The 24,289-nt window shown below is 35.4% G+C and carries 25 protein-coding genes; 9 read left to right on the top strand and 16 right to left on the bottom strand.

The window, feature by feature from the left end:
* Positions 1-89: 89 nt before the first annotated feature.
* The 4 genes from LKL37_RS05805 to LKL37_RS05790 all read right to left on the bottom strand — a co-directional run bounded on the left by LKL37_RS05805 (position 90) and on the right by LKL37_RS05790 (position 2,936).
* Entirely contained in the window at positions 90-263 is a 174-nt protein-coding gene (locus LKL37_RS05805) for a hypothetical protein (protein ID WP_431609629.1), read from the bottom strand.
* Positions 264-441: 178 nt separating this feature from the next.
* On the bottom strand, positions 442-1,056 hold the full coding sequence (locus LKL37_RS05800) for a Crp/Fnr family transcriptional regulator (RefSeq protein WP_431609628.1): 615 nt from the start codon (positions 1,054-1,056) through the stop codon (positions 442-444).
* A gap of 55 nt (positions 1,057-1,111) precedes the next feature.
* Complete coding sequence (locus tag LKL37_RS05795; protein ID WP_431609627.1) at positions 1,112-1,708, bottom strand: Crp/Fnr family transcriptional regulator; 597 nt, start codon at positions 1,706-1,708, stop codon at positions 1,112-1,114.
* Positions 1,709-2,051: 343 nt separating this feature from the next.
* On the bottom strand, positions 2,052-2,936 hold the full coding sequence (locus LKL37_RS05790; protein ID WP_431609626.1) for a DMT family transporter: 885 nt from the start codon (positions 2,934-2,936) through the stop codon (positions 2,052-2,054).
* A 97-nt stretch (positions 2,937-3,033) separates the two neighbouring features.
* Between LKL37_RS05790 and LKL37_RS05785 the strand changes: the two genes are divergently transcribed.
* On the top strand, positions 3,034-4,455 hold the full coding sequence (locus LKL37_RS05785) for a PLP-dependent aminotransferase family protein (protein WP_431609625.1): 1,422 nt from the start codon (positions 3,034-3,036) through the stop codon (positions 4,453-4,455).
* 123 nt (positions 4,456-4,578) lie between these two features.
* On the opposite strand, the gene LKL37_RS05780 is transcribed toward LKL37_RS05785, so the two are convergent.
* The 5 genes from LKL37_RS05780 to LKL37_RS05760 form a co-directional block, all read right to left on the bottom strand.
* Complete coding sequence (locus LKL37_RS05780; RefSeq protein WP_431609624.1) at positions 4,579-5,175, bottom strand: Crp/Fnr family transcriptional regulator; 597 nt, start codon at positions 5,173-5,175, stop codon at positions 4,579-4,581.
* Positions 5,172-5,552 (bottom strand): bacillithiol system redox-active protein YtxJ, encoded by a 381-nt coding sequence (ytxJ, locus tag LKL37_RS05775; RefSeq protein WP_431609623.1) that lies wholly within the window; start codon positions 5,550-5,552, stop codon positions 5,172-5,174. The genes LKL37_RS05780 and ytxJ overlap by 4 nt, the downstream gene beginning before the upstream one ends.
* Entirely contained in the window at positions 5,549-6,010 is a 462-nt protein-coding gene (locus LKL37_RS05770) for a DUF1569 domain-containing protein (protein WP_431609622.1), read from the bottom strand. Before LKL37_RS05770 ends, ytxJ begins: the two co-directional genes overlap by 4 nt.
* Positions 6,004-6,540, bottom strand: a complete 537-nt coding sequence (locus LKL37_RS05765) for a YfiT family bacillithiol transferase (protein WP_431609621.1) — start codon at positions 6,538-6,540, stop codon at positions 6,004-6,006. The genes LKL37_RS05770 and LKL37_RS05765 overlap by 7 nt, the downstream gene beginning before the upstream one ends.
* Before the next feature lie 221 nt (positions 6,541-6,761).
* Positions 6,762-7,904 carry a DEAD/DEAH box helicase gene (locus LKL37_RS05760; protein ID WP_431609620.1) on the bottom strand — a complete coding sequence of 381 codons (1,143 nt, stop codon included), beginning with the start codon at positions 7,902-7,904 and terminating at the stop codon, positions 6,762-6,764.
* A gap of 214 nt (positions 7,905-8,118) precedes the next feature.
* On the opposite strand from LKL37_RS05760, the gene pncA reads away from it, so the two are divergent.
* Positions 8,119-8,724 carry a bifunctional nicotinamidase/pyrazinamidase gene (gene pncA / locus LKL37_RS05755; protein ID WP_431609619.1) on the top strand — a complete coding sequence of 202 codons (606 nt, stop codon included), beginning with the start codon at positions 8,119-8,121 and terminating at the stop codon, positions 8,722-8,724.
* Between the two features lie 181 nt (positions 8,725-8,905).
* Here pncA and LKL37_RS05750 read toward each other — a convergent pair whose 3' ends face one another.
* Positions 8,906-10,084: a pseudouridine synthase gene (locus tag LKL37_RS05750; RefSeq protein ID WP_431609618.1), complete on the bottom strand. Its 1,179-nt coding sequence runs from the start codon at positions 10,082-10,084 to the stop codon at positions 8,906-8,908.
* A 101-nt stretch (positions 10,085-10,185) separates the two neighbouring features.
* On the opposite strand from LKL37_RS05750, the gene aroB reads away from it, so the two are divergent.
* From aroB to LKL37_RS05725, 5 genes are all read left to right on the top strand, one after another.
* Positions 10,186-11,232 (top strand): 3-dehydroquinate synthase, encoded by a 1,047-nt coding sequence (gene aroB, locus LKL37_RS05745; protein WP_431609617.1) that lies wholly within the window; start codon positions 10,186-10,188, stop codon positions 11,230-11,232.
* Positions 11,233-11,508: 276 nt separating this feature from the next.
* The gene (locus LKL37_RS05740; protein ID WP_431609616.1) at positions 11,509-12,144 is read left to right on the top strand and encodes a porin family protein; all 636 of its coding nucleotides are present in this window, start codon (positions 11,509-11,511) and stop codon (positions 12,142-12,144) included.
* A gap of 201 nt (positions 12,145-12,345) precedes the next feature.
* The gene (locus tag LKL37_RS05735; protein WP_431609615.1) at positions 12,346-12,930 is read left to right on the top strand and encodes a porin family protein; all 585 of its coding nucleotides are present in this window, start codon (positions 12,346-12,348) and stop codon (positions 12,928-12,930) included.
* Positions 12,931-13,371: 441 nt separating this feature from the next.
* A complete protein-coding gene (locus LKL37_RS05730) occupies positions 13,372-14,079 on the top strand; it encodes a porin family protein (RefSeq protein ID WP_431609614.1) in 708 nt (235 codons plus the stop codon).
* A 366-nt stretch (positions 14,080-14,445) separates the two neighbouring features.
* Positions 14,446-15,159 carry a porin family protein gene (locus LKL37_RS05725; protein ID WP_105702039.1) on the top strand — a complete coding sequence of 238 codons (714 nt, stop codon included), beginning with the start codon at positions 14,446-14,448 and terminating at the stop codon, positions 15,157-15,159.
* A 106-nt stretch (positions 15,160-15,265) separates the two neighbouring features.
* Here LKL37_RS05725 and LKL37_RS05720 read toward each other — a convergent pair whose 3' ends face one another.
* The 6 genes from LKL37_RS05720 to LKL37_RS05695 all read right to left on the bottom strand — a co-directional run bounded on the left by LKL37_RS05720 (position 15,266) and on the right by LKL37_RS05695 (position 22,433).
* Positions 15,266-16,213 (bottom strand): glycerophosphodiester phosphodiesterase family protein, encoded by a 948-nt coding sequence (locus LKL37_RS05720; protein WP_431609613.1) that lies wholly within the window; start codon positions 16,211-16,213, stop codon positions 15,266-15,268.
* Between the two features lie 143 nt (positions 16,214-16,356).
* On the bottom strand, positions 16,357-17,856 hold the full coding sequence (purF, locus tag LKL37_RS05715; RefSeq protein ID WP_431609612.1) for an amidophosphoribosyltransferase: 1,500 nt from the start codon (positions 17,854-17,856) through the stop codon (positions 16,357-16,359).
* A gap of 137 nt (positions 17,857-17,993) precedes the next feature.
* Complete coding sequence (gene purC / locus LKL37_RS05710; protein ID WP_065397805.1) at positions 17,994-18,716, bottom strand: phosphoribosylaminoimidazolesuccinocarboxamide synthase; 723 nt, start codon at positions 18,714-18,716, stop codon at positions 17,994-17,996.
* Between the two features lie 36 nt (positions 18,717-18,752).
* Positions 18,753-19,448 carry a DUF3307 domain-containing protein gene (locus LKL37_RS05705; RefSeq protein ID WP_431609611.1) on the bottom strand — a complete coding sequence of 232 codons (696 nt, stop codon included), beginning with the start codon at positions 19,446-19,448 and terminating at the stop codon, positions 18,753-18,755.
* A gap of 2 nt (positions 19,449-19,450) precedes the next feature.
* On the bottom strand, positions 19,451-20,056 hold the full coding sequence (locus LKL37_RS05700) for a SatD family protein (protein ID WP_431609610.1): 606 nt from the start codon (positions 20,054-20,056) through the stop codon (positions 19,451-19,453).
* 463 nt (positions 20,057-20,519) lie between these two features.
* The gene (locus LKL37_RS05695; RefSeq protein WP_431609609.1) at positions 20,520-22,433 is read right to left on the bottom strand and encodes an endonuclease; all 1,914 of its coding nucleotides are present in this window, start codon (positions 22,431-22,433) and stop codon (positions 20,520-20,522) included.
* A gap of 191 nt (positions 22,434-22,624) precedes the next feature.
* Here LKL37_RS05695 and LKL37_RS05690 point away from each other — a divergent pair, with 191 nt between their 5' ends.
* Both LKL37_RS05690 and LKL37_RS05685 read left to right on the top strand, forming a co-directional pair.
* Positions 22,625-23,764, top strand: coding sequence for an acyl-CoA dehydrogenase family protein (locus LKL37_RS05690; protein ID WP_129040510.1), 1,140 nt, complete (start codon positions 22,625-22,627; stop codon positions 23,762-23,764).
* A 25-nt stretch (positions 23,765-23,789) separates the two neighbouring features.
* A complete protein-coding gene (locus LKL37_RS05685) occupies positions 23,790-24,287 on the top strand; it encodes a DinB family protein (protein ID WP_431609608.1) in 498 nt (165 codons plus the stop codon).
* Positions 24,288-24,289: the final 2 nt, after the last annotated feature.

Raw genomic sequence — 24,289 nt, 5'->3', positions numbered from 1 at the left:
AATAAGAGACCAAAAAAGCTGCTGAACAGACCAATGCAGCAGCTTTCATGATTAATATTCTGGATGGTGTGAAGGGTATTATTTTGTCATTAATCCTCTAGCTCAACATCTGAATTAGCACTATCAGTAAGTTCTAAATCTTCATTCTCTGTATTATAAATATTTTTAATAGCGCTTACAAAAAATGAGTGAAGATGATTGTTTTTTATTTCCTCCTCCTCTGTAGAGAGGATATTATTAAATTCGGTGTTTTCATCAGCCATAATATGAATTTATAGTATTGATTATTACAGCCCGTAACTGGCATTAAACTACATTCCGAAGATGAATATTGTTATATTCACTTTAGTTAAGATCTTAAGAATAGTCTTGAAAAATTGTTATTTCAAATGTACATAAGAATAACTCACTTTTTTATGATCTGAGTCATGTAAATGCATATTAATATAAAATTTTTCGGTCTTTTAAACTGAGCATACCTTCTTTTTCCATTTTCTTTAAAGTTCTGATCACGGTTTCTACACGTAAACCAACAAGATTGGCAATCTGCTGTCTTGTAAACGCAATGTGAAAACACTGATGGCATTCTTCATCATGATAACTTTTAAGGTAGTCTAATAAGGCTCTCAATCTCTGCACTGGGTTTTGAGAAGCCATACTCTGCATCATTTTCAGTTTATAAAAAACTTCTTGTGAAAGGCAGGCATTCATTTCGAGAGAAAGATCGTGATTCTGAGTGATCATTTCAAAGAAATTATTTTTGGGAAGTCTGATAATTCTGGTGTCTTCAAGACATATCGCATTGATTGGATAATCCTGATTGAGGAAAAGCATTGCTTCCCCGAAACTTTGTTTTTTGCCTAAAATATTATGGATGAATTCTTTTCCGTCCTCATTATAATTGTTAAGCTTTACTTTCCCTTCAACAATCTGAAAATAATAAAGTGCATGATCTTCTTCTTTAAAAACAATTTCACGTTTCTTGTAATTTCTTTCTTCTGCCCCAAAAGAATACAAAATATTCTCGCCAATATTCATGCAGCTTATTGTTTTCATAGCTTTAATCGATTTTAAGTAAAGAAAAACGCAAATAATATACCTAAAATGATTTTTAGTATAAAATTTTACGATTTTCAATTCTCAAAATTTTGTCTTTCTCCATGTGTTTGATTGTTCTTATAGCGGTTTCTACACAAAGGCCTGTAAGACTTGCCATCTGCTGTCTCGTTAATGGAATCAAAAAAGAATAAGGGCTTAGATCCTTTTGAAAGCTTTTAAGATAATCCATCAATCCTTTAAGCCGTATGGAGGGGTTTTGAGATGAGAGGCTCTGCATCATAATAAATTTATAATAAAGACGCTGTGAAAGAAAGCTGCTTACCTCCATACATAATTCCGGAGACTTCTGCAGTAAATTGAAAAAAATGGATTTATGAAGTCTCAGAACCGTGCATTCTGTAATAACTTCTGCGTTCATAGGATAAGGTTTTTCAATAAAAAGAATAGATTCTCCACAGCTTTCTCCATTAGATAAAATATTTTGAATAAACTCTTTTCCTTCCTCATTATAATTGTTGAGTTTCACCTCTCCTTTAACAATCTGATAATAATAATTAGGAATATCCCCTTCACAGAATATAGTTTCTGAAGGGGTATAACGTCTCGTTTCTGCTCCCGCTGAAATCAAAATGTTCTCGTCGATAACCATAATAGCTTTTTTTGGAATTATTTTCTTCTTCCTATCCTTCTATTCTTAGTAAAAATATTATTGGAAATCGATTTTGATATATATGCAAAAATTGAACCTTTATAAACAAGAAAAACGTTAAAAAAAGTTAAATAAATTATTAATTTTAATTGTTTTGTGTTTTATACATCACAATTAGTCAACAAATTTACTTTATAATCAATTTATTATAATTTTAAAAAAGCTTAAATCTGTTGCAACATTTTGATTATTAAAACTAAAAGCCCCATTTCTCAACGAAAAAGGGCTTTCTGCCGGCAACACCAAAGGGCTGTTAGGTTGCCATTATAACTGTATTTTTTAATTATTTTGCAAACTTTTTAGTTCCTGCAACACATAAGATCACTCCTACTGTCACGCCTAGCATCCCCATGCTCACCTGCTCATGAAGAAGCCATGCTGCCAATGCCAAACCAAAGAATGGCTGAAGCAGCTGCAGCTGTCCTACAGTAGCAATCCCCCCCTGTGCCAATCCTTTATACCAAAAGATAAAACCAATAAACATACTGAAAAGAGAAATATAAGCCAGTCCAAACCATCCCTGAAAACTAACATTTTCAATATCATTCGGAAAATAAATAAAAAATAAAGGAATCATAACAGGTAATGCCAGTACCAAAGCCCAGGAAATCACCTGCCAGCCTCCTAATGTTTTGGACAGTTTAGCACCCTCAGCATAACCCATACCGCATAAAATAACAGCAAGCAGCATCAGAATATCGCCAATGGGTGATGCAGATATTCCTTGTGAGACAGCATATCCGATTACTAAAAGACTTCCTACAATCGAAAAAAGCCAAAATACAGGATGAGGTCTTTCTCCTCCACGGAAAACTCCAAAAATGGCTGTAGCCAAAGGAAGCATTCCCAGAAATACAATAGAATGAGCCGAAGTAAGATATTGAAGAGCTAATGCGGATAGTAGCGGGAAACCTATCACACAGCCAAGGGAAACCAAAAGCAATGGCACCAAATCTTTTTTGACAGGGCGTTTTTCTTTACCCAGCCATAATACGATAAGAGCCAAGATCCCGGCAACTGCCGCTCGAACTATCGTTACAAAAGTGGGACTCATTTCCATTACTGCTAATTTTGTTGCCGGTAATCCACCACTGAATAGCACTACACCTATAAAGCCATTAATCCATCCGTTTATATTTTCATCTTTTGATAGTTGTTTTGTCATCATTTTATTCAAGCTTTTAATTAATGGTTCAAAATTAGAAAGGATAATTAGATAAACACAGTATCAGTTTTGTATATTTGCACGAGCACAGTTTAAAAATATGAGTAAAGAATTTTTATATACAGAAATTGCAGACGGAATTGCCAGACAGATCAGAAACGGGATGTTAAAGGCCGGAGACAAGCTTCCTTCGGTAAGAATGCTATGCCAGGAACATCAGGTAAGTATGAATACAGCCAAGCGTGTTTTCCTGGAACTGGAGTCACAGTCTTTGGTAGAATCAAAACCGCAATCCGGTTATTTTGTAAGCCAGTTGTTGTCTGCAAAGCTTCCTTTGCCGGAGATAAGCCGTCCATCATTGATCGCTAATAATGATGAACCTGATGAACTGATCAGTAAAGTATATGAAAATATGGGTAAAAAGGATCTTACTTTTTTCTCTATCGGGATTCCGTCCGGAGATCTCCTGCCTCAGGCTAAACTCAAGAAAGAAATTGTAAATGCCATCCGGGAATTAAAAGAAGGTGGTACAGAATATGAAGAACTTCAGGGAAATCTGAAGCTCAGAAGAATGATTGCCATACGGTCTCTGCAATGGGGAGGAAACCTGAGTGAAAACGATCTGATTACCACCAATGGCGGAATGAATGCTCTGTCTTTCTGCCTAATGGCTTTAGGGAAACCCGGAGATACCATTGCTATTGAAAGTCCTTGTTATCCAGGAATTCTGCAACTCGCTAACGGATTAGGCTTAAAAGTACTGGAACTTCCCACCCATCCTACCACAGGAATAGAAATTGATGCTCTGAAAAAAGTAATTCCCAAAATAGATATCTGCCTGCTCATTCCCAACTTCAATTCACCCTTGGGAAGCTGTATGCCTGATGAAAATAAAAAGGAAATTGTAAAAATACTTTCTGAAAATAATATTCCATTGATAGAAGATGATGTCTACGGAGACCTTTATTTTGGTTCCAGCCGTCCAAAATGCTGTAAATCTTTCGATAAAGACGGAAGTGTTCTCTATTGCAGTTCTATTTCAAAGACACTGGCTCCTGGCTATCGTGTAGGCTGGATTGCACCGGGAAAATATAAAGACAAAATTCTTAAACTTAAACTTCTGCATTCAACATCCTCTATTTCGATTGTGAATGAAGCTGTAGCCAACTTTCTGAAATCTGGAAAATATGAAAAACACCTTCAGCAGCTCCGCAGAACATTGCAGTTTAATTATCAGAATTACGTTCAAACCATTGCAGAATCTTTTCCGGAAGGTACAAAAACCAGCCGTCCACAGGGAGGATTGTCTTTATGGGTAGAATTTGACAAGAAGATACGTACAACAGAATTATATGATCTCGCTATCAAACAAAATATCAGTATTGCTCCCGGAAGAATGTTTACCTTTCAGGACCAGTTTGAAAACTGTATGAGGCTTTGTATAGGACTTCCATGGACAGAAAATACCCAGACCAAGCTCAGACAGATTGGGCAGCTTGCCAAAAAGATTTATTTAAAGTAAGGAAGATGGAAGTCATTGTAGTCTTTTTAAGAAAACGTATGTCAATAATATAAACAATAGCTCCAGAAGTTCTTTTGTTTTCACTAGAACTTCAAGCCACCCTCTTCCATCTTCCCGCCTTTCTTATTTATTATCCGGAACGAAATTTTTTCTCGCCAGTTCTTTTCTTACACGGCTCAGGCTCTCAGGGGTAATTCCCAGATAAGAAGCAATCATCCATTGTGGAACTCTCAGAAGCAAATCCGGATACATTTTAATGAATTTCATGTATCTTTCTTCTGCGGTCTCTCCCAGCAAGGAATTGATCCTGTTCTGAAGACTTCTGATATGCTTCTGAAGAAGAAAATCACTTCTTTCAATACTGTTCGGGAACTGTTCTACCAATTTATTAAAGAAATCGGGATGCAGGAACAAAATTTCCGAATCTTCTACTGCTTCTATATAATAAATGGACTTTTCATTGAAATAAAGACTGCTTCGGTCGGAAATCAGCCAGCTTTCAGGAGCAAACTGTATAATATGCTCCTTTCCGTTTTTATCAATAGAATACATCTTTATCAGTCCTTTTTCTACGAAGAAAATATGTCGGCATATTTCGCCATACTGAAGAAGAAACTGGTTTTTAGGAATTTTCTTTACTTCATAGTGCAGGCTACAGGTGTTCACATTTTGAAGGGGAACATTTAAAACTTTAGCTAAATAATTATTTATATTCTTCATGATACAATCTGGCTTAAAGAAATATCCTGGTGTGAAGCATTATTTACAGGCTTTCCGTTTTCTATTACAATCAGCTGCGGACTTTCGTGTCTGATCTCAAAATCTGCTGCAATTTTATTGGAAACAGGCCTGTGAGCCAACAGATCCAAATAATATACATTTACAGGCTGATCAGAATTTTCAACTTCTTTTTCAAAGTTTTTCAGTACCGTTCTACTGATAAAGCAGCTTGTTGAATGTTTAAATATTGCTATCTTATTCTGAAAAGAATCTTCTATTGCTTTTGCAAGGTCTTCTTCAGACTCTATCTTTTTCCAGAATGTTTTTTGGTCAGGGGTTTCGCTTTTTCCACCGAATATTTTATCAAAAAAACTCATACATTAAATTGTTTTAGATGGTGATCAAGATGCTTGTACTCTAAAAATGTCCAGTCTTTTTCAGTCATTTTACCGAATAATCTATGACGATCCGGAAGTTTATTTTTTTCACAAACTTCCCGGAATTCCTCCAGTGTTTTCAGCAGATTGGTTTTTGACACATCAAAATCACACTCAAAATTAACGATTAGTTTTTGAAAAGTAGGCATGTTTCTGGGAATTCCATTATTGAAAACATACATTTCTACTTTTGTGAAGGCTCCTATTGTCTCAAACAGGAGGTTAATACGGGGAAGCTCAATCTTTTCCAGTGCTACCTGAAGAACAAGATCACAGTGCTTCAGCATTTGACACACGTTCATTTTCCCCCATTTTCCAATGGAGTTTTGAGATAATAGGGAAATCCTGCTAACGATTTCCTGATAATAAATAGGATTATTAAGACGTTTTCTTACCAACCTTTTTCAATCTTCAGATTTTCAATATGAGCAAAATGATGATCACAATGCCAAACGTATAAAGCAAGACTCTCTCTTAAATTATAATTTTTATTGTGCTCAGGATGATGAAAAGTTCTTTCAAACTGTTTATTGGTAAGGCTTTTAAGTAGAACAACCCACCTTTGGTGTGTTCCTTTCAACATTCTCATTGCCGGTTTTACAGGCATATGAAAACTGTCCTGAAGTTCTGCCCATTTGGCTTCATCATAAGGTTTTATGGTAGGATTATCCTCAGTAAGAGCCAGTTTGAAACGGATAAAACTGTTCATATGACTGTCAGAAAGATGGTTCACTAGCTGTCTTACCGTCCAGCCTCCTTCTCTGTAAGGAGTATCTAACTGATCGTCTGTAAAATGTTCAATGAGATTTTTTAGCCTGCCGGGAAAGTCTTTAATCACTTTGATATAAGTATCCAATGTAGTATCACAGATATCTTTGGGAGTTTCAAACTGCCCTATTGGAAACTTTTTTTTCTCTAACTCACTCATTGTTCAAGGGTTTTTAATTTTTTAATTATTGCCGATTTGTCTTATCCTTATTTATTAAGACAATTTATAATGATCAGCTTGCGCGAATTTATCAAAAATTCAAGAATTTAAAGTGAATAAAGCATTAATTGTACCGATAATGATTTTTGTGGTACCGATTTTTTCAATAAAAAAGGTTTCAATTATAGAAACTGAAACCTTTTATTATTTATAATCAATGATTAATATCCGTGTAAATCAATACCTTCTGTTCTTTGTAAGGTTACTTTTTTTCCCATTTTCTTTTGAATCACCCTGAAATGCTGCAATTCATCATCCGTCAGAATACTGATTGCGGTTCCTTTTTCATGAGCACGCCCCGTTCTACCGATACGGTGGATATAATCTAATGGTGAACGCGGTAATTCATAATTGATAACACATGGCAGGGATTCAATATGAATTCCACGGCCAATTAAGTCTGTAGCCACCAAAATCTGAGCTCCGTCTACCTTGAATTCTTCCAGATTATTTCTACGGGCACCCTGTGATTTCTGGCTGTGAATAGCTACTGCTTTTATTTTATTCTTCTTAAGTTTCTCAACCAGATTATCCGCAGATCTTGTAGATGAAACAAAAACCAGTGCTTTCTCAACTTTCTTTTCTTTAATCAAATATCTTAAAAAAGGACCTTTGTTTTCCGGAGAGACATGATAAGCAAGTTGCTCAATATTATCAATTTCAACTTCTTCTTTTTTGATTTCAATAATGGTAGGATTGATAGACAGACGTTCTTTCATTTCAGAAACTTTATCATTCAAAGTCGCTGAAAATAAAATGGTTTGTTTCGCCACAGGCATCATGGCAAAAAGTTTATTCATTTCTTCACCAAATCCTAACTGAAACATTTTATCAGCTTCATCAATCACCAAATGCTTGATTCCTGAAATACTCAGTGCATTATGATCAATTAAGTCTAATAAACGTCCCGGAGTAGCAATCAGAACTTCCACTCCAAACATACCTTTCATCTGTGGGTTGATAGAAACTCCTCCATAGACTGCCATTGTACGAACCTCTCTCTTCAGATTTTCTGTAAAAGCTCTGCAGACTTCATCTATCTGAATAGCCAGTTCACGCGTAGGAACCAATATTAAAACCTGAACATTACGGTCTTTTTTAACTTCCGAATTCTGTAATTTTTCTAAAATCGGCATCACAAAACAAGCCGTTTTCCCGGAACCTGTCTGGGCTATTCCCATCAGATCTTTTCCTTGTAAAATAACGGGAACCGCCTGTTCCTGAATTGGAAACGGTTTTAAATACCCTAATTTTTTAACAGAACGAATAATATTGTGTGATAATCCTAAAGACTCAAATGACATAAAATACTTATTTCCTGCAAAGATAAGCTATTGATATTTGGTTTATGCCTCAAAATCTAATACAATAAGACAAAGTTTAATTATTTTTAATTTCTAACTTCTTTATTTCGGGAGAATTAAAAATTGACATTGCCGATTTGTCCGATAATTCGATTTTGGACAAATTTTTGCCAATTAGTTTTGTAAATTTATCAAAAATTCGAGAATTTAAAATATGAAAAAAGCATTAATAATAGTCGATGTACAGAATGATTTTTGTGAAGGCGGAGCACTTGCAGTCCCTGGGTCCAACGAAATTATTCCATACATCAATCTTTTGATGGAGGAAAACGAATATGATCAGGTTGTTTTAACGCAAGACTGGCACCCTGCAGGTCATAAGAGTTTTGCAAGCAGCAATGGCAGAAAGGTAGGAGAAAGTATTATTTTAAATGGTGTTCCACAATTTATGTGGCCGGATCACTGTATTCAGGGAACTTTCGGGGCAGAATTCCACAAAGATCTGAACAGAGACAAAGTAACTCACATTATACAAAAAGGAAAAAATATAGAAATTGACAGCTACAGTGGTTTTCAGGATAATAATCACTTTATGAAAACCGGACTGGATGATTTCTTAAAATATCACGATATCCAGCTGGTTGAAATCGTTGGACTAGCATTAGATTATTGCGTTAAATTTACGGCACAGGATGCTGTAGCCAGCGGATATGTAACCTGTCTTCATTTCAACGGAACCCGTGCTGTAAATGTAAAACCTGACAATGCCAGAGATGCTATTTACGACATGATTGAAAAAGGAGTTACAGTGCTTGGATAATTATGAATTATAAATGATGAGTTATGAATTCTGGAATTCACAACTTAATCCAATAAAAAAGCGCAGAATTATTTTTCTGCGCTTTTTTATTCTTTATCCTTAAAGTTAATCTTTAAAAAATGAATAAGTTAGAAACCTGAATCAATAATTCATCATTTATAACTTATAATTCATCATTATTTTAAAGCATTTTAAGGTTGTTTACTTCCAGTTCCGTAAGGATTCTCCAGTGCCCTCTCTTGATATTCTTCTTCGTTAATCCTGCAAACATTACTCTGTCTAAAGCTTCTACTTCGTACCCTAGTCTTTGGAAAATTCTTCTGATAACACGGTTCCATCCAATGTGGATCTCAATTCCAATTTCATTTTTAGGTTTTCCTTCAATATACGAAATCTGATCTACAACTGCTACTCCTTCATCAAGACGGATTCCCTCTGCAATAAGTCGCAAATCTTCAGCAGTAAGCTTTTTATCCAGCGTTACATGATAAATCTTCTTAGCATCAAAAGATGGATGCGTCAGTTTCTTTGTCATATGTCCGTCATTGGTCAATAAAATAACTCCTGTTGTAGAACGATCCAGTCTTCCAACCGGGAAAACTCTGTAAGGAGATGCATTAGCCACAAGATCCATTACTGTTTTTCTGGCTTTATCATCTTTCGTCGTAGAAATGTAACCTTTTGGTTTATTCAAAAGTACATATACAGGTTTTTCCGGAGTAATATTTTGTCCGTCAAAAACTACTCTGTCAGTTTTCTGTACCTGATAACCCATTTCGTTGACTACTTTTCCGTTTACTTCTACCAGCCCCTGGGTAATAAGCTCATCAGCTTCTCTCCTGCTGCAGATTCCGGAATTGGCGATATACTTATTAAGACGGATAGTGTCTTTATGGACATCTTTGTCAATTTTATTTAACCTTCTTTTTTGTACAAAAGATTTTGCTCTATCTTCTCTTTCATCTCCGTTAGAGGGTCTTCTGCCATATTTCAGACTACCTCTTTCATATTTATCTCTTGCATCAAAGCTGTTTCCTCCTCTTTTTGGTTTACCGAAAGATTTTCTCTCATAGCTCTCACTTTTATTCGTAATGTATGGTTTTCTTTCAGATTTTGAACCTGAATCTTCGTTAGAACCCTCAGCGTGGTCTGTATCTCTTTTGAAAGGTTTCTTTTCAAATCTTGAGTTGGATCCTTGATTTTCTGCACCTTTTCTTCCCCCATCTTTAGAAAAAGGTTTCTTAAAAGGTTTTGATCCTGAAGAATTTCCAGATCTGGAAGCACGAGAATCATCAGAACTTTTCTTGGTTGAAATTCTTGGTCTCTTTGGTCTGTCTGAATTATTATTATCTCTGCTCATTCTAAAAATTTCTGCAAAGATAGTAATTTAGTTACGAGTTAAAAATTAAGAATCATAACTTTGCAATATAGTTTACATTTTAACTTTACATAAAATAGAAGATGATAACAATATTAAACGATAATTTTTCTCAGCTCAATGAGTTTCTTCATGAAAAAACTTTCAGTAAAATCTTCATCCTTGTAGATGAAAATACTCATGAATACTGCCTCCCTATTCTTTTAGGTAATATGGAAACGGATCTTGGCTTTGAAATTTTAGAGATTGAAGCCGGAGAAGAAATGAAGAATATCCAGACTGCCAACCAGCTTTGGGAAATTCTTACGGAAATGCAAGCAGACAGGAAAGCACTGGTTATCAACCTTGGTGGTGGTGTGATTACTGATATGGGTGGATTTGTTGCATCTACTTATAAAAGAGGAATCCAGTTTATTAACATTCCTACTACCCTTTTATCAATGTGTGACGCATCCATTGGAGGAAAAACAGGTATTGATCTGATGCATTATAAAAATATGGTGGGAACTTTTGCTTTCCCGCAGCAGATCTTCATTTTCCCAAAATTCTTAGAAACATTACCTTTTAAAGAATTAAGAAGCGGATTCGCGGAAATGCTGAAACATGGATTAATTGCTGATAAAAATCATTGGGATCAGCTGATTCAGATCCGTAAACTGGAAGTAGAAACGGTAATTCCACATATCCAGACCTCTATGAATATCAAACAGAATGTGGTAGATCAGGATTTTCACGAACAGAATATCAGAAAAACCCTGAATTTCGGACATACAATAGGCCACGCTATAGAAAGTTTATGTTTACAGCAAGGAAATCCTATCCTTCACGGAGAAGCAGTTGCGATGGGAATGATTGCCGAAGCTCACCTCGGTTACCTTGAGAATCTTATTTCTGAAGAAGATGCAAAAGCAATCATTGAAAATGTTCAGAGATATTATCCTTATCTGGATATCAGTGATTTTAAAGATGAAGATATTAAGGCATTATTACTGAATGACAAAAAGAATACGGACAGCAAAATTAACTTCTCTCTGCTTTCCGGAATCGGTTCTTGTACCTATGATCACCAGTGCAGTCAGGAAAACATCCTTGAATCACTATCTTTTTATAGAAAATTGAATGATGCTTAATAATTTTCCGAAAAGATATATTCTTTTTCAATGATTTTTTGACAAAAATGTCAATTTAAATTCTTTCTAAACAAATGTTTATTTAAATTCATAACCAACTAAAAATCAATATAATAAAAATAAAATCACTTAAACGCTAAGTGATTTTTTTATTGATTTTACTCATAAAAAATATTTTTGGCAAGCAATTTGAAAGATACTCTGCGTTCAACTGAAAATGCTGAACAGTAGTAAAATTTAAAATTAAGAAAGAGTAAAATTAAAAAAATTAAAGTTATGAAAAAGTTAATTTTAGGATTAGCGTTAACTGCAGGAACATTCGCATTCGCTCAACAAACAGGAAATACATCTTCTAATCCGGTAACATTCGGGGTAAAAGGAGGAATGAACGTATCTTCACTTTCAAAAGACAGTGGTCTTGATGATCAGAAATCTAAAATAGGATTCAACGCAGGTGTATTTGCAAACATTCCATTGGCCGCTTCATTCAGTGTTCAGCCGGAGGTACAGTATTCACAATATGGTAATAAATCAGATTATACTTTAGCAGGAACAAAATATTCAGCTTCTACTAAATTAGATTATATTACAGTACCTGTGATGTTCCAGTACAACCTGATTCCTAACCTTTATGTGGAAGCAGGACCAGAATTCGGTTTCATGGTAAGTGCTAAAAACAAGTTCAAAAATGAATCTAACGGACAGTCAAATACCACTGATAACTACAAAGACAATTTAAATACATTTAATTTTGGTATCGGTCTTGGTGCTGGGTATTATTTCACTCCGAATTTAGGACTTACAGCAAGATATGTAGCAGGTTTAACCGATGTGGCGAAAAACAGACCTAGTGGATCTGATGCTACAAGAAACAACCTATTCCAGGTAGGTTTAGCTTATAAATTTAAGTAAGCATACACATTCACTAACAAATTTTATATTCAATAGAAAAGATCAGATTAAAAAATTAATCTGGTCTTTTTTTATGCTTAAAAAAATATTCTATAAAAAAGGTGATTAATAAAGGATTAGCAGGAACTTTTGACTTTGGCACGTTGTTTGATCCGTAATGAAATGTTAAATAAAACTTAAAAACTATTAAAATATAAACTTATGAAAAAGTTAATTTTAGGCCTGGCTTTAGTAGCAGGTACTTTCACTTTCGCTCAGAAGACTTCAACTTCTACTGCTGCATCTTCTCCAGTTAGATTTGGATTAAAAGCAGGTCTTAATATCTCAAATATTTCCAACAGTGATTTAAATTCTAAAGCAGGATTTTATGGAGGTGTTTTTGCAAACATTCCAGTAGCACAAGACTTCTCTGTACAACCGGAAGTATTATACAGTGGTTTGGGTGGTAAAGCAAAATCTAATAGCAGTGCAAAAATTAATATGGATTATATCGCAGTACCAGTAATGTTACAATACAACCTGATTCCTAACCTATATGTAGAGGCTGGTCCTCAATTCGGTTTCCTTATCAGTGCTAAAGGAAAAAGTAATGGTGTATCTGTAGACATTAAAGACAATGTAAAAACTTTTGATTTTGGAATTGGTCTTGGAGCTGGATACTACTTCACACAAAATATTGGAGTGAATGTTAGATATACTGCCGGACTATCTGATGTTCCTAAAAACAATACTGATGATGCTTCAAGAAACGGAGTATTCCAAGTTGGTTTAGCTTATAAATTCTAAGAACTTAAGTGAGCTTTTAAAGGCAAACTTTCTAATGAATACAAAGTCGGATTATATTTAATCCGGCTTTTTTATTTCGTTGATGTTTTTTGGCAAGAAATTTGCGTATTGAAGTAGTGATTGTACTCTATTGCGGAAATTTCCAACTTACAGTTTCTGTGTTTACAATGAAATAGGTATTGGTTCAGCTGATCTATCAATTGAATTTCAATACTAAAACCGAACTATTACCATTATAAACTTTAACGGAAGCTGCATTAAAGTGCACAGCAAAATACTATAGAGTGTTTTGCCCCACAATTAGATACATTTTGATTTCAATAGAAAAAGTCAGGTTTATTAGTTTAAGCCTGACTTTTTCGCCTTATCGCATGATTTTTATCACTTCTCCCCTTTGTGGCAGGTATTTTGACGCAGACAAGGAAAATTAAAACTTTAACCATGAAAAGAATATTTCTAGGACTTACACTTGCCGGATCACTTTTAATTAATGCACAGGAAAAAGAACAATCAGCATCTTCAAAATCTCCTGTCAGATTTGGGGTAAAAGCAGGATTCAATGCAACTACAGTTAGCAATAGCAATAGTGAATATGGGGATAACAATGAAAAAATAAAATTAGGTTCTCATGTTGGAGTATTTGTCAATATTCCGGTTGCAGAAAAGTTCAGCGTACAGCCAGAGCTTCTTTTTAGTCAAATGGGTTCAAAAACAGAAGAGAAATACGTCTATCCATCTGGTTTAGATGGCCATATGATAAGACAGGAATTCAGCTATACAACAAATTTGAACTATCTTACTCTTCCTGTGATGGTTCAGTACAAAATTCTTCCTCAACTTTATGTAGAGGCAGGGCCGGAATTCGGGTATCTTTTAGGAGGAAAAACAAAAGGAGATCAAAGGACTGAAAATACATATGGCAGTTCCACAACCGTTAGCAGTGAAAGTTTTTCGAATAAAATACCAATGGAACTATACAATAGATTCAATTTCGGGATAGGTGTTGGTGCAGGATATTATTTTACTCAGAGTTTTGGAGTAACCGCGAGATTTACAGCAGGCATTACAGAGCTTTTTAAGAATAACTATTATAACAATAAAGTAAGAAATAATGCTCTTCAGATTGGAGTAGCTTATCAATTTAAATAGAGATATTTATTATTTTCAAAATGAATGCCGGACTCTTTTTTAAAGTCCGGCATTTTTATTTCCATCCTAAAAACAACCCGAACAGCTTATTATTTTACTAAAAAATACTGTTGTTTTTTATTTTTTTATCATTTCAATGATCTGCAATGATACTTTTTTAATATTCAACTTTTTTCACAAAATATGGAGTATGACATCCTATTTATTCATTAAAAAGGGAAAAACGTTGATGAAAATCATTTTAAAAACCGTCTGAAAAGCCCTTTAAATAGGTGTTTTTCGACTTTGGCAAGCAATTTGCAAAATAATTGGAGTCAGATTGAGTAATCATCCAACACACAAATAGTAAAATTAAAAAATTAAATTATGAAGAAGTTAATTTTAGGATTAGCATTAACTGCTGGTACACTAGCTTTCGCTCAAGAAACAAAGACAGAAACGAAAACAGTAAATGCATCACCTCTAAAAAAAGATGTTCAACCCGTTAGATTCGGGATCAAGGCAGGAGGAAACTCAGCTTATTTCAGTGAGCAGAAGTTTGGTATCAATAGCCAGCAACTAGGTTTCCACGCAGGTGCATTCGTTAATATTCCAATTTCAAAACAATTCAGTATCCAACCAGAGGTATTATACAACCAAATGGGTGCAAAAGATGTATTTTCTTCTACAGAAACTGATAATGGAGTTACGAATGTAAAGACTAAAGAAGAAGGCAGAATAAAGATGAACTACATTTCAGTTCCATTAATGGTTCAAATGAGACCTACTGATAAGTTTTATATTGAAGCAGGACCTGAATTCAGTTATTTCATCAATGGCAAAACTAAAGGAGAAACTACTGTAGCAAGTACTACAGGAGGTGTTACTACCACTACTACAAGTTCAAATACTGAAGATATCAACAAAGATGATATCAATAGATTCAACTTTGGATTGGGTCTTGGTTTAGGATATGACATCACTCCTAATATCGGTATCAGTGCAAGATATGTAAACAGTTTGACAAAAATTGAAAAGAGCAGACCTGCCGCTGAAAACAACAACAGAGTGTTTCAGTTAGGACTGAACTATAAATTCTAATTAGAAGAACCAATTTTTTAACCGAAGTGCATTAACCTGCACGCATAAAATAGCCGGAAGAATTTCTTCCGGCTATTTATTTTATGCATTTAAGTCATCTCAATTGTTATTCAAATATTCTCGGGTCATCACTGATCACTCCGTCTATTCCCATTTCTTTTAATTCTTTTAATCTTTCTTTGGTATTCACTGTCCATGGGATGACTTTCATGCCTAATGCGTGACATTCCTGTACCAATTGAGGTGTAACAAGATGATGATCGGGACTGTAAATTGTTGGAGTAAAGCTTAGGAATTTCATATCTCCAGCTACTCCACTCAGATGATCAGGATACATTTTGAATTTTTCTGCAGGAATGTTTTTAAAATAAGCCTGCTGCTGAGCCAGTTTTTTATCATCTACTTTTTCTACCAGTAAAGCAGTCTTGATTTTAGGATATTCTTTGTGAAGGATCTCGAGGGTTCTAGGATCAAAAGACTGGATGATCACTCTGTCCTGAATCTTTTTATCTACGATAATCTTCATCATCAGATCAACAAATTCTTTCGGCTCCGGATGAAATATATTGTCAGAGAAGGGACGCGTTTTTGTTTCTATATTGTAAAAAGGCAATGGCCTCTTCAGTTCACGGGCATACGCTTCACTTGCGTCTATAACGTCTGAAAAGAGAGGTTTCTGAACCTTCATTTTCTTTTGATCCGGATAGTTATCTAATTTTTTTAAACCAACATCAAATGTTTTAATCTTTGCATAAGACATTTCATAGATTTTGTAATAAAACCCAGAATCTTTTGGGATATAAGTTCCGTCCGGCTTTGTAACCAGCTCAGGTGAAAGAAAAGAATCGTGGGAAAGAATAACATTTTTGTCTTTCGTGATGGCAAGATCCATTTCCAGGGTGGTGACATTCATTTTCAAGGCATTCTTCATTGCCGGGATTGTATTTTCAGGATAAAGAGATTTTCCTCCGCGGTGTGCCTCGTTATCAAAAGTCTGTGAAGAATAAAGCTGGGCAACTACCATAAGAATACCCGTAAAAAATGCATGTTTCATATCCTGAAATTTTTAATCCAACAAAAATAAAACTCCATTATATATTGTATAATACAGGAATATTAAACTTTTGCTACATTTATACAGCAAAAGAGCCGGATTATAAACCCAGCTCTTTTATTTTTACTATTTCAATAAAGAGATTAATTGAATAAATCTACCTCTTCTCCTTTTTCTACAGGATATTCTTCGGTAAAGCATCCGAAACAGTGATTGGCTGATCCTAAAATATCTTTCAGGTTGTCTATGCTTAAAAACTCTAAGGAATCTACACCCAGATAATTTTTAAGTTCTTCTGTAGTCATATTGGCAGAGATCAGATCATCTTTAGACGGAGTATCAATTCCCAGATAACATGGAGCGATAATAGGTGGAGAAACACTTCTGAAGTGAATCTCTTTTACGCCTGCATCTTTTAAGATTTTAACCAGTCTCTTAGAGGTAGTACCACGAACGATAGAGTCATCAATGATCACTACTTTCTTATCTTTCATCTCAGAGATAATTGGGTTTAGCTTAAGGTTCACTACCCTTTCTCTCATTTCCTGTGTAGGAACGATGAAACTTCTTCCGATATATCTGTTTTTGATTAAAACAGGACGGAAAGGTATTCCTGAAGCTTTTGAGAAACCAATAGCTGCCGGAACTCCGGAATCCGGAACTCCAATCACCAAATCAGCTTCTACAGGAGCTTGTTCCCAGATTTTCTCACCAGACTTTTCTCTGATTTCATATACATTGATGTTTTCTAATGTAGAGTCAGGTCTTGCAAAATAAATATATTCAAAAGAACAGATTCTTTGCTTTCCTTTCGCTTCATCCATCATATAAGAATGAAGTTTCCCCGGTTCGTTTTCATTGGTATAAATGATCTCACCAGGAAGAATATCACGTACATACTGAGCTCCTACAGCATCTAATGCTACAGATTCTGAAGCCACTACATATGATCTTTCGTCAATAGCTCCCAATACCAATGGACGGATTCCATTGAAGTCTCTGAATGCAAAAAATTTATTTCTGGTCATCCCTACTACGGAATAAGCGCCTTCAATCTTTTCCATGGTTGCTTTGATAGCTCCACGAAGACCTAAATCAAGGTTTTTCTGGATCAGTCTAAGGATGACTTCAGAATCTGAAGTAGCTCTGAAAACTACGCCTTCAGCTTCTAATTCTGCTTTTAATTCTTTTGCATTGGTAAGGTTACCGTTGTGTGCTATAGAAAGTATAATCTGGTCATATTCGTTTTTTGCGAAAAATGGCTGGAAGTTATATTTCTTTTTATCTCCTGCAGTGGTATAACGGGTATGTCCGATTGCAGAATTTCCCATAAAAGTTTCAGGTTCCTGAATTTCTTTATAAACATCTAAAACCAGTCCTTCGTCTTTCATGTTCGTGATTCTTCCATCCTTTAAAACGGAAATACCACAAGCTTCCTGACCTCTGTGCTGTAATGCGAAAAGACCAAACTGTGAAAGGGAGAAAGTATCCAGATCATTATCCGAATACAATCCGAAGATCCCACACTCTTCATTAGGAGCATCCAGTCTTTCCTCTTCCTGAGTTCTGAAAAGATTTCTTCCGTAAGTCTGGGTTTCAAACTGTTTTAAATATTCACTTTTATGAATGTCTAAACTTTTCATTTCTATTTTTTCTAATGATTAGAAGTTAGATATTAGATGTTAGAAATTAGTCTAAGTTAACTTCAATTATAATTTTAAACTTGCTTTTAATGAATAAATTTCAGCTACAAGTTCCTTCAAAGGAATTATTTCTAAAATTATTTTGCAAGTAAATTCTTAAGACGATTATAAATTTCAACATAAGCCTCAGTAACTTCTCCTAAGTCTCTTCTGAATCTGTCTTTATCTAATTTCTTCATGGTATCTTTATCCCAAAGTCTGCAAGTATCAGGAGAGATTTCATCTGCTAAGATGATTTCACCGTCTGAAGTTTTACCTAATTCGATTTTGAAATCTACCAGGATGATGTTGATCTTGTCAAACAGATCGATAAGGATTTCGTTGATATCTGAAGTAAGCTCATACATTTCGTCAAGCTCTTCATAAGTAGCTGCTCCCAAGAAAACAGCATGATGATCGTTGATAAGCGGATCTCCCAATTCGTCTTTTTTGTAGCAGATATCGAAGATAGTTACCGGAGATTTGATTCCTTCTTCTACTCCTAATCTTTGTGCCATGCTTCCAGCAGAGTAGTTTCTTACCACCATTTCCAAAGGAATGATAGATACTTTTCTTACCAACTGCTCTCTTTCGTCTAGTTGCTTGATGAAATGAGTTTTGATTCCTTTTTCATTTAAGTATTCAAAAATAAGGGTTGTGATTGCATTGTTCATTTCCCCTTTCAGGTCAACCTGACCTTTCTTTTGAGCGTTAAATGCTGTAGCATCGTCTTTGAAACGTACTACTACTTCATCAGGATTATCGGTAGCAAATACCTGTTTTGCTTTCCCCTCGTACAACATTTCTTTCTTTTGACTCATAATTTTACTTTCTAAATTGTAGTTAGATTTATTGATTTATTTTATTATTATTCCTGTTAAGACAGCCAGCCCAAAACTCAGCAGTGTACCAATTAATACATATTCTGTAAGCTTTCTCTGTTTTGCCTGTGCAAGGTCGCTGAATCTGAAAACAGATTTTGCAGCTACCATGAAACCTACGCCTTCCCAATGATTCACCATGATAAAAGTAAAAACCAGCAGACGTTCTAAAATTCCGATATATTTTCCGGCACTTGATAAAGATTCGGTTTGAATAGTATTGGGGCCATCCGGAGCAGGCGTCCATGATGACAATAAGATTTTGATAAAAATAGAAGCAGGTGTTGTCAGAAACAATGCCGCCATGATGATCTTTAAAAATTCCTGATTCTGTAAAAATCCGAAGCTGAATTCCTGGAAATAAAAAGAAACTCCTGCAATTACCAGAACATGCAGCAGCTGATCAATGAAAAACCATCTTTTTTTAGTCTTTACCTTCTGAAATATAAGCTTCGCTGCATCAATCATGAAGTGAGTGACACCCACCAGTAGAGCTACCCACCAAAGTTGTAAATCCCAAAGGAAAATAAAACTTAAAGCGGTGTGAATCAGAATATGAAAGTATAAAAACTTACTTTTTAGTTTATAATTTTCCTTATCTGCAACCCATGAATTTGGCTGAAGTATAAAATCTCCAAGTAGATGTGCCAATATGAGTTTGATGAAGATCATGCCTATAATTCTGAGATTTTCTTTCTGAAATACTGATTGGTTTCCACGATGAGCTCATAGTTGGCTCGTTTCAGTCTCTGACTTACAGAAGACTGTGAAATAGCAAATCTCTTAGCAAGATCTTCCTGTGTAATATCCTGATTCATGATCATCTCATGAATAATCTCTGAAGTAGCCATCGTCCAGTTATCAAAATCTTTGGACGACCATTTCAACAGGATATTAAGATCCCTGTCCACCGGATCACTGGATGTTTTGATAGCAACAGTATGCCCATCACTTTTAAGATCATTAAGCAGTCTTCCGGAATTTACATAGGCTGTACCATTAGATTCCGTGATTTTCTCAGAAGAAAAACTTTCTTCACCGATGCCTATGGCCATCCTTACATCTAAGTTTTCCTGACTTTTAATAAGAGATTTTATGGCTAGAAAACGCCAGAAAACGTCATCAATTTTACATTTGAACTGGAACTCATCTCCTCTGTAGATTTCCCATGTGCCAGGAGCGCTTCCCCATTTTTCGAGAAGATGTTTAAGTTTGGTAATCCAAACTTCCGTGTCCGCATGCTGTGAATTTATAATATCACCGGTAATGACCGCTATCATACTGCAAATATAAGCATAATTACTTATATATAAAAGATATAAGCAGAAAGACTTATAGATATTGATTATTAGCGAATCAGCTTATATCAATTATGCAGTAAACATAAGGTTTTTAAGGCTTTAACAAAAAAGCAAAATTATAAAAATGCAAGAAACTGATAAATATTTTGTTATTACATTTACTTTAACTCTACATTTTTTCACCTTATTTTTATGGAAGAAGCTATTCCTGCTATCCACTCATACTCCTCGCTCCTTCCTATTCCAGCGCTTTAATCCCTCACCTTTACCACTTATGCTCCGGGGTAACCGCTTCTATCAGGGCTAAACAGTCATTGCAAGCAAAGCGAAGCAATCTTTTGAATCATTTCTACACCATATAAAAATAAACCTCACAGGTTTTGGAAACCTGTGAGGTTTGGTTTGTCACAAAAATGATGATTATTTAAATACTGAAAATCTTTTACTTCTTAATAAACTGATGTGCTTTCTCATCAAGTTTTAAGAAATACATTCCTGTCGGAATTCCCTGCACAGAAATACTTTTCTTATATCTGAAAGGATCTTTTTCTGTGTAGATCACTTTTCCGGAAAGATCTATGATCTGGGCTGTTTTTACTTTTTCCGTTTCTCCATTTACATAAAGATTGTCATAAACCGGGTTTGGATAGATGGTAAATTCATTATTATTAGCAATCAGTTCCGCAGTAGACAATGTTCCACCTAGATTCTGGCAGTAGTTGGACGGGTAAGAGTCCCATTCTCCTATACTGAATGTACTGGTTGGCTGATTGATAGTACTCTTTCTATATAAAGATACATTTCCGTTACTATTGGTTGTAAATTTTGTTCCGATTGCATCTACAGTCACAGTCTTATTATAAGCAAGTTCTACATAGTTTCCACCCGCATACATCATAGGATCAGAAGCCGTTGCAAATTTTGCCTGCCCGGCGGTGTAGCAAGACAAAGTACCTTTTGGATTCAAAATAACAAAAGTTTCATTATTTCCTACTTTACCCTCCAGTTCATAGGTATCTCCACTATAGTAAGCTCCTGAACTGTTATTTCTGAACTGAATATTTATTCTGTAATTATTTAAATTAACCTCGTGCCCTGTTTTATTAACGATTTCCAGCGCGTTATTCTTAATAAAATCTGTATTGGTTCCCGAAATATATTTGGTAATCATAAGATCCGGAGCATAAGAATCCGAAGCAATGGTTGAAGCAGTAGCGGTATTACTAAACGGAGATTCTAGGTATCCTTTATCAAAAGCTTTTACAGTAAAAGTATAAGTGGTTGAAGGAGCCAGATGATCAATACTTATAGAAGTTCCCTTTGTAACAGCAACAGGCGTTGTAGAACCGTTCATATAAATCCTGTATCCTAAAACATCAGCATCAGGAGCAGCAACCCAGCTCAGATTGACAAAATAAGCATTCTGCTGTGTTGAAACCAGTGATCCCGGAGCTGCAGGAGCTACACTATCAGGAGTTTCAGACCAGATCATATCAATCCATTCAGGGTGATCAATAAATGGGTTTCTGTTTTTTTGTATGGTATAGATCGCATTGTTCCTGTCGATTTCTCTTTGTGAAACAGGATCTGCAGCGCTCCATTGCTTCAGCATAGCAATATAAGGAAGATCAATAGCTCTTTCTTCCGTTCCGTCAAGCGGACATTGATCCGTAGCAGGTGTTATGTTGGCAGATGTACTATAAGCTGTATTAAACGAACCTAATTTCCCTTCATATCTTACTGCAAAGTATAATAAAGTCCTTGCAATATCACCTTTAAACTCATTAATAGGTTCATACACCCTTCCGGTATAAGGATAATTTGGAATGGCTGCATTAGACATCCTCGAAGTATTGCTGAAAATATAATGGTTCGTGCTGTTTCCTATTCCGTAAGGATAATTATTTCTTAACTGGTTAATTCTAGCATCAGCAGGAATAATAAAATTAAGATCAGAATACATTGGGTAATCGCTGATTGATGAACTTGTACTGAATGTACTTTGTGGCATCATATGCTCTCTGTTATACCCCAGTCCTTCCGCACCTGCTGTACCTGTCATCTGATCTACGGTATACTCATAAGCATCCGGCCCTGAGGGAATTTCAGAATAGATATCCAACAGATATTGAGTATTGGAAGCGTCGTGATCATAATATTTGTCAAGATCAGTCTGGCCATAATATCCCTTAAGGTCGTCATAATGCCAGTTGATCATTTTCTCCGAAATAATATCGTGAAGTTTCGATTTCAGGGCATAACCCGTCAACCCAGCTGTTCCATTATAATATCCGGCAGGTGCCTGCGCAGAAAAATAAGAGGAAATTAAAATAAGAGGAAATAGAATTTTTTTCATGCCTTAAAAATTGGGGGACTAAAATAGTGAAATAAAAAATGCAAAAGACTGAAAGTTTTATTAAGAAAGTATTAATTATCGAAATATAAAAAATTGAAAATTAAAAGCATTGCCCCTTAAATTTTACGAATGAAATAATTTGTTTTAGCATTCCGTCAATTTGGTTATCTTTGGGAACTAACTATTATTATATGAATACAGAGACTATTGACAACATCAAAATGATCGCGGAGACGGCTAGAGAATTTGCAGAAAAGAACATCAGACCAAATATTATGGAATGGGATGAAAGCCAGACTTTTCCAAAAGACTTATTCCACCAGTTAGGTGAGATGGGTTTTATGGGGATTGTTGTTCCTGAACAATATGGAGGTTCCGGCTTAGGTTATCATGAGTATGTTACAATTCTGGATGAAATTTCTCAAGTTGACCCATCTATTGGTCTTTCAGTAGCAGCACACAACTCTCTTTGTACTAATCATATCTATGAATTCGGAAATGAAGAACAGAGACACAAATGGCTTCCTCAGCTGGCTTCCGGAAAAGTAATCGGAGCATGGGGGCTTACAGAGCACAATACAGGTTCAGATTCAGGAGGTATGTCTACTACTGCTGTAAAAGATGGTGATGAATGGATCATCAACGGAGCTAAAAACTTTATCACTCACGCTATTTCAGGAGATATTGCCGTAGTAATGACAAGAACAGGAGAAATAGGTGCAAAGAATAACTCTACAGCCTTTGTTTTAGAAAAAGGAATGCCTGGATTCTCTTCAGGAAAAAAGGAAAATAAATTAGGAATGCGCGCTTCCGAAACCGCAGAACTAATCTTTGATAATGTACGCGTACCGGATTCCCACCGTTTAGGTGAAGTAGGTGAAGGTTTCAAGCAGGCTATGAAAGTATTGGATGGAGGTAGAATTTCTATCGCTGCCTTAAGTTTAGGTACTGCAAGAGGAGCTTACAAAGCTGCTTTGAAATACGCAAAAGAAAGACATCAGTTCGGAAAGCCTATTGCAGATTTCCAGGCTATCAACTTCATGTTAGCAGATATGGCAACGGAAATTGATGCTGCAGAGCTTCTTATCCAAAGAGCTTCTACGTTGAAAAATGCAAAACAGAAAATGACAAAAGAAGGGGCTATGGCTAAGCTATATGCGTCTGAAGCTTGTGTGAGAATTTCCAACAATGCTGTTCAAATCTTCGGAGGATATGGGTACACAAAAGACTTCCCGGCTGAAAAGTTCTATAGAGACTCTAAACTTTGTACTATTGGTGAAGGTACTTCTGAGATCCAGAGACTGGTAATTGGAAGAGATATTACAAAATAACTTTAATTTTTTAAAACACATACAAATGATTAAACAAGCCTTATTAGGTGAATTTCTGCATGAAGCAGAAAACACAAGAAAAATTTTAAAAGCAATTCCCGACAGTGCCTTAAACTGGAAACCGTCTGAAAAAAACTGGACAACAGGCCAATTGGCTTCTCATATTGCAGAAGTTTATAACTGGTACGAGTCCACTTTCAATCTGGATGTTTTTGATATGGGTACTTATCAGTATGACAAAGGAGACATTTCCAAAGCGGAAAATATCGTTGCCAAGTTTGAAGAAAATGTAGCGAAAGCTCAGAAAGTTCTTGAAAACTCTGATGAAAACGCTTATTTTAATGAATGGAAAATGGAAATGAATGGCAATGTACTTTTCCCTCCTATGCCAAAAGTTCAGGTGGTAAGAGCTTTTCTTTACAATCATTTGTACCATCACAGAGGAGAACTGGTTGTCTATTTAAGATCAACTGGAAATAAAGTTCCCGGTCTTTACGGTCCTACCGCTGATGATAATATGTAATT

This window comes from Chryseobacterium sp. 'Rf worker isolate 10', assembly GCF_050753305.1.
In the GTDB taxonomy this organism is placed as follows: Bacteria; Bacteroidota; Bacteroidia; order Flavobacteriales; family Weeksellaceae; genus Chryseobacterium.
Note: the sequence above shows the minus strand (reverse complement) of the source record. Positions and strands in the feature narration are given on the sequence as shown.

What these genes read in the sequence shown, in the direction of transcription:
- LKL37_RS05735 (WP_431609615.1), top strand. Translation starts at nt 12,346, where the DNA reads ATGAAAAAGTTAATTTTAGGCCTGGCTTTAGTAGCAGGTACTTTCACT.
- purF (WP_431609612.1), bottom strand. Translation starts at nt 17,856, where the DNA reads ATGAAAAGTTTAGACATTCATAAAAGTGAATATTTAAAACAGTTTGAA.
- LKL37_RS05785 (WP_431609625.1), top strand. Translation starts at nt 3,034, where the DNA reads ATGAGTAAAGAATTTTTATATACAGAAATTGCAGACGGAATTGCCAGA.
- LKL37_RS05765 (WP_431609621.1), bottom strand. Translation starts at nt 6,540, where the DNA reads ATGAGTGAGTTAGAGAAAAAAAAGTTTCCAATAGGGCAGTTTGAAACT.
- LKL37_RS05720 (WP_431609613.1), bottom strand. Translation starts at nt 16,213, where the DNA reads ATGAAACATGCATTTTTTACGGGTATTCTTATGGTAGTTGCCCAGCTT.
- LKL37_RS05705 (WP_431609611.1), bottom strand. Translation starts at nt 19,448, where the DNA reads ATGATCTTCATCAAACTCATATTGGCACATCTACTTGGAGATTTTATA.
- LKL37_RS05700 (WP_431609610.1), bottom strand. Translation starts at nt 20,056, where the DNA reads ATGATAGCGGTCATTACCGGTGATATTATAAATTCACAGCATGCGGAC.
- LKL37_RS05690 (WP_129040510.1), top strand. Translation starts at nt 22,625, where the DNA reads ATGAATACAGAGACTATTGACAACATCAAAATGATCGCGGAGACGGCT.
- pncA (WP_431609619.1), top strand. Translation starts at nt 8,119, where the DNA reads ATGAAAAAAGCATTAATAATAGTCGATGTACAGAATGATTTTTGTGAA.
- LKL37_RS05685 (WP_431609608.1), top strand. Translation starts at nt 23,790, where the DNA reads ATGATTAAACAAGCCTTATTAGGTGAATTTCTGCATGAAGCAGAAAAC.
- aroB (WP_431609617.1), top strand. Translation starts at nt 10,186, where the DNA reads ATGATAACAATATTAAACGATAATTTTTCTCAGCTCAATGAGTTTCTT.
- purC (WP_065397805.1), bottom strand. Translation starts at nt 18,716, where the DNA reads ATGAGTCAAAAGAAAGAAATGTTGTACGAGGGGAAAGCAAAACAGGTA.
- LKL37_RS05805 (WP_431609629.1), bottom strand. Translation starts at nt 263, where the DNA reads ATGGCTGATGAAAACACCGAATTTAATAATATCCTCTCTACAGAGGAG.
- LKL37_RS05725 (WP_105702039.1), top strand. Translation starts at nt 14,446, where the DNA reads ATGAAGAAGTTAATTTTAGGATTAGCATTAACTGCTGGTACACTAGCT.
- LKL37_RS05695 (WP_431609609.1), bottom strand. Translation starts at nt 22,433, where the DNA reads ATGAAAAAAATTCTATTTCCTCTTATTTTAATTTCCTCTTATTTTTCT.
- LKL37_RS05795 (WP_431609627.1), bottom strand. Translation starts at nt 1,708, where the DNA reads ATGGTTATCGACGAGAACATTTTGATTTCAGCGGGAGCAGAAACGAGA.
- LKL37_RS05740 (WP_431609616.1), top strand. Translation starts at nt 11,509, where the DNA reads ATGAAAAAGTTAATTTTAGGATTAGCGTTAACTGCAGGAACATTCGCA.
- LKL37_RS05730 (WP_431609614.1), top strand. Translation starts at nt 13,372, where the DNA reads ATGAAAAGAATATTTCTAGGACTTACACTTGCCGGATCACTTTTAATT.
- LKL37_RS05790 (WP_431609626.1), bottom strand. Translation starts at nt 2,936, where the DNA reads ATGATGACAAAACAACTATCAAAAGATGAAAATATAAACGGATGGATT.
- LKL37_RS05800 (WP_431609628.1), bottom strand. Translation starts at nt 1,056, where the DNA reads ATGAAAACAATAAGCTGCATGAATATTGGCGAGAATATTTTGTATTCT.
- LKL37_RS05780 (WP_431609624.1), bottom strand. Translation starts at nt 5,175, where the DNA reads ATGAAGAATATAAATAATTATTTAGCTAAAGTTTTAAATGTTCCCCTT.
- LKL37_RS05760 (WP_431609620.1), bottom strand. Translation starts at nt 7,904, where the DNA reads ATGTCATTTGAGTCTTTAGGATTATCACACAATATTATTCGTTCTGTT.
- LKL37_RS05750 (WP_431609618.1), bottom strand. Translation starts at nt 10,084, where the DNA reads ATGAGCAGAGATAATAATAATTCAGACAGACCAAAGAGACCAAGAATT.
- ytxJ (WP_431609623.1), bottom strand. Translation starts at nt 5,552, where the DNA reads ATGAGTTTTTTTGATAAAATATTCGGTGGAAAAAGCGAAACCCCTGAC.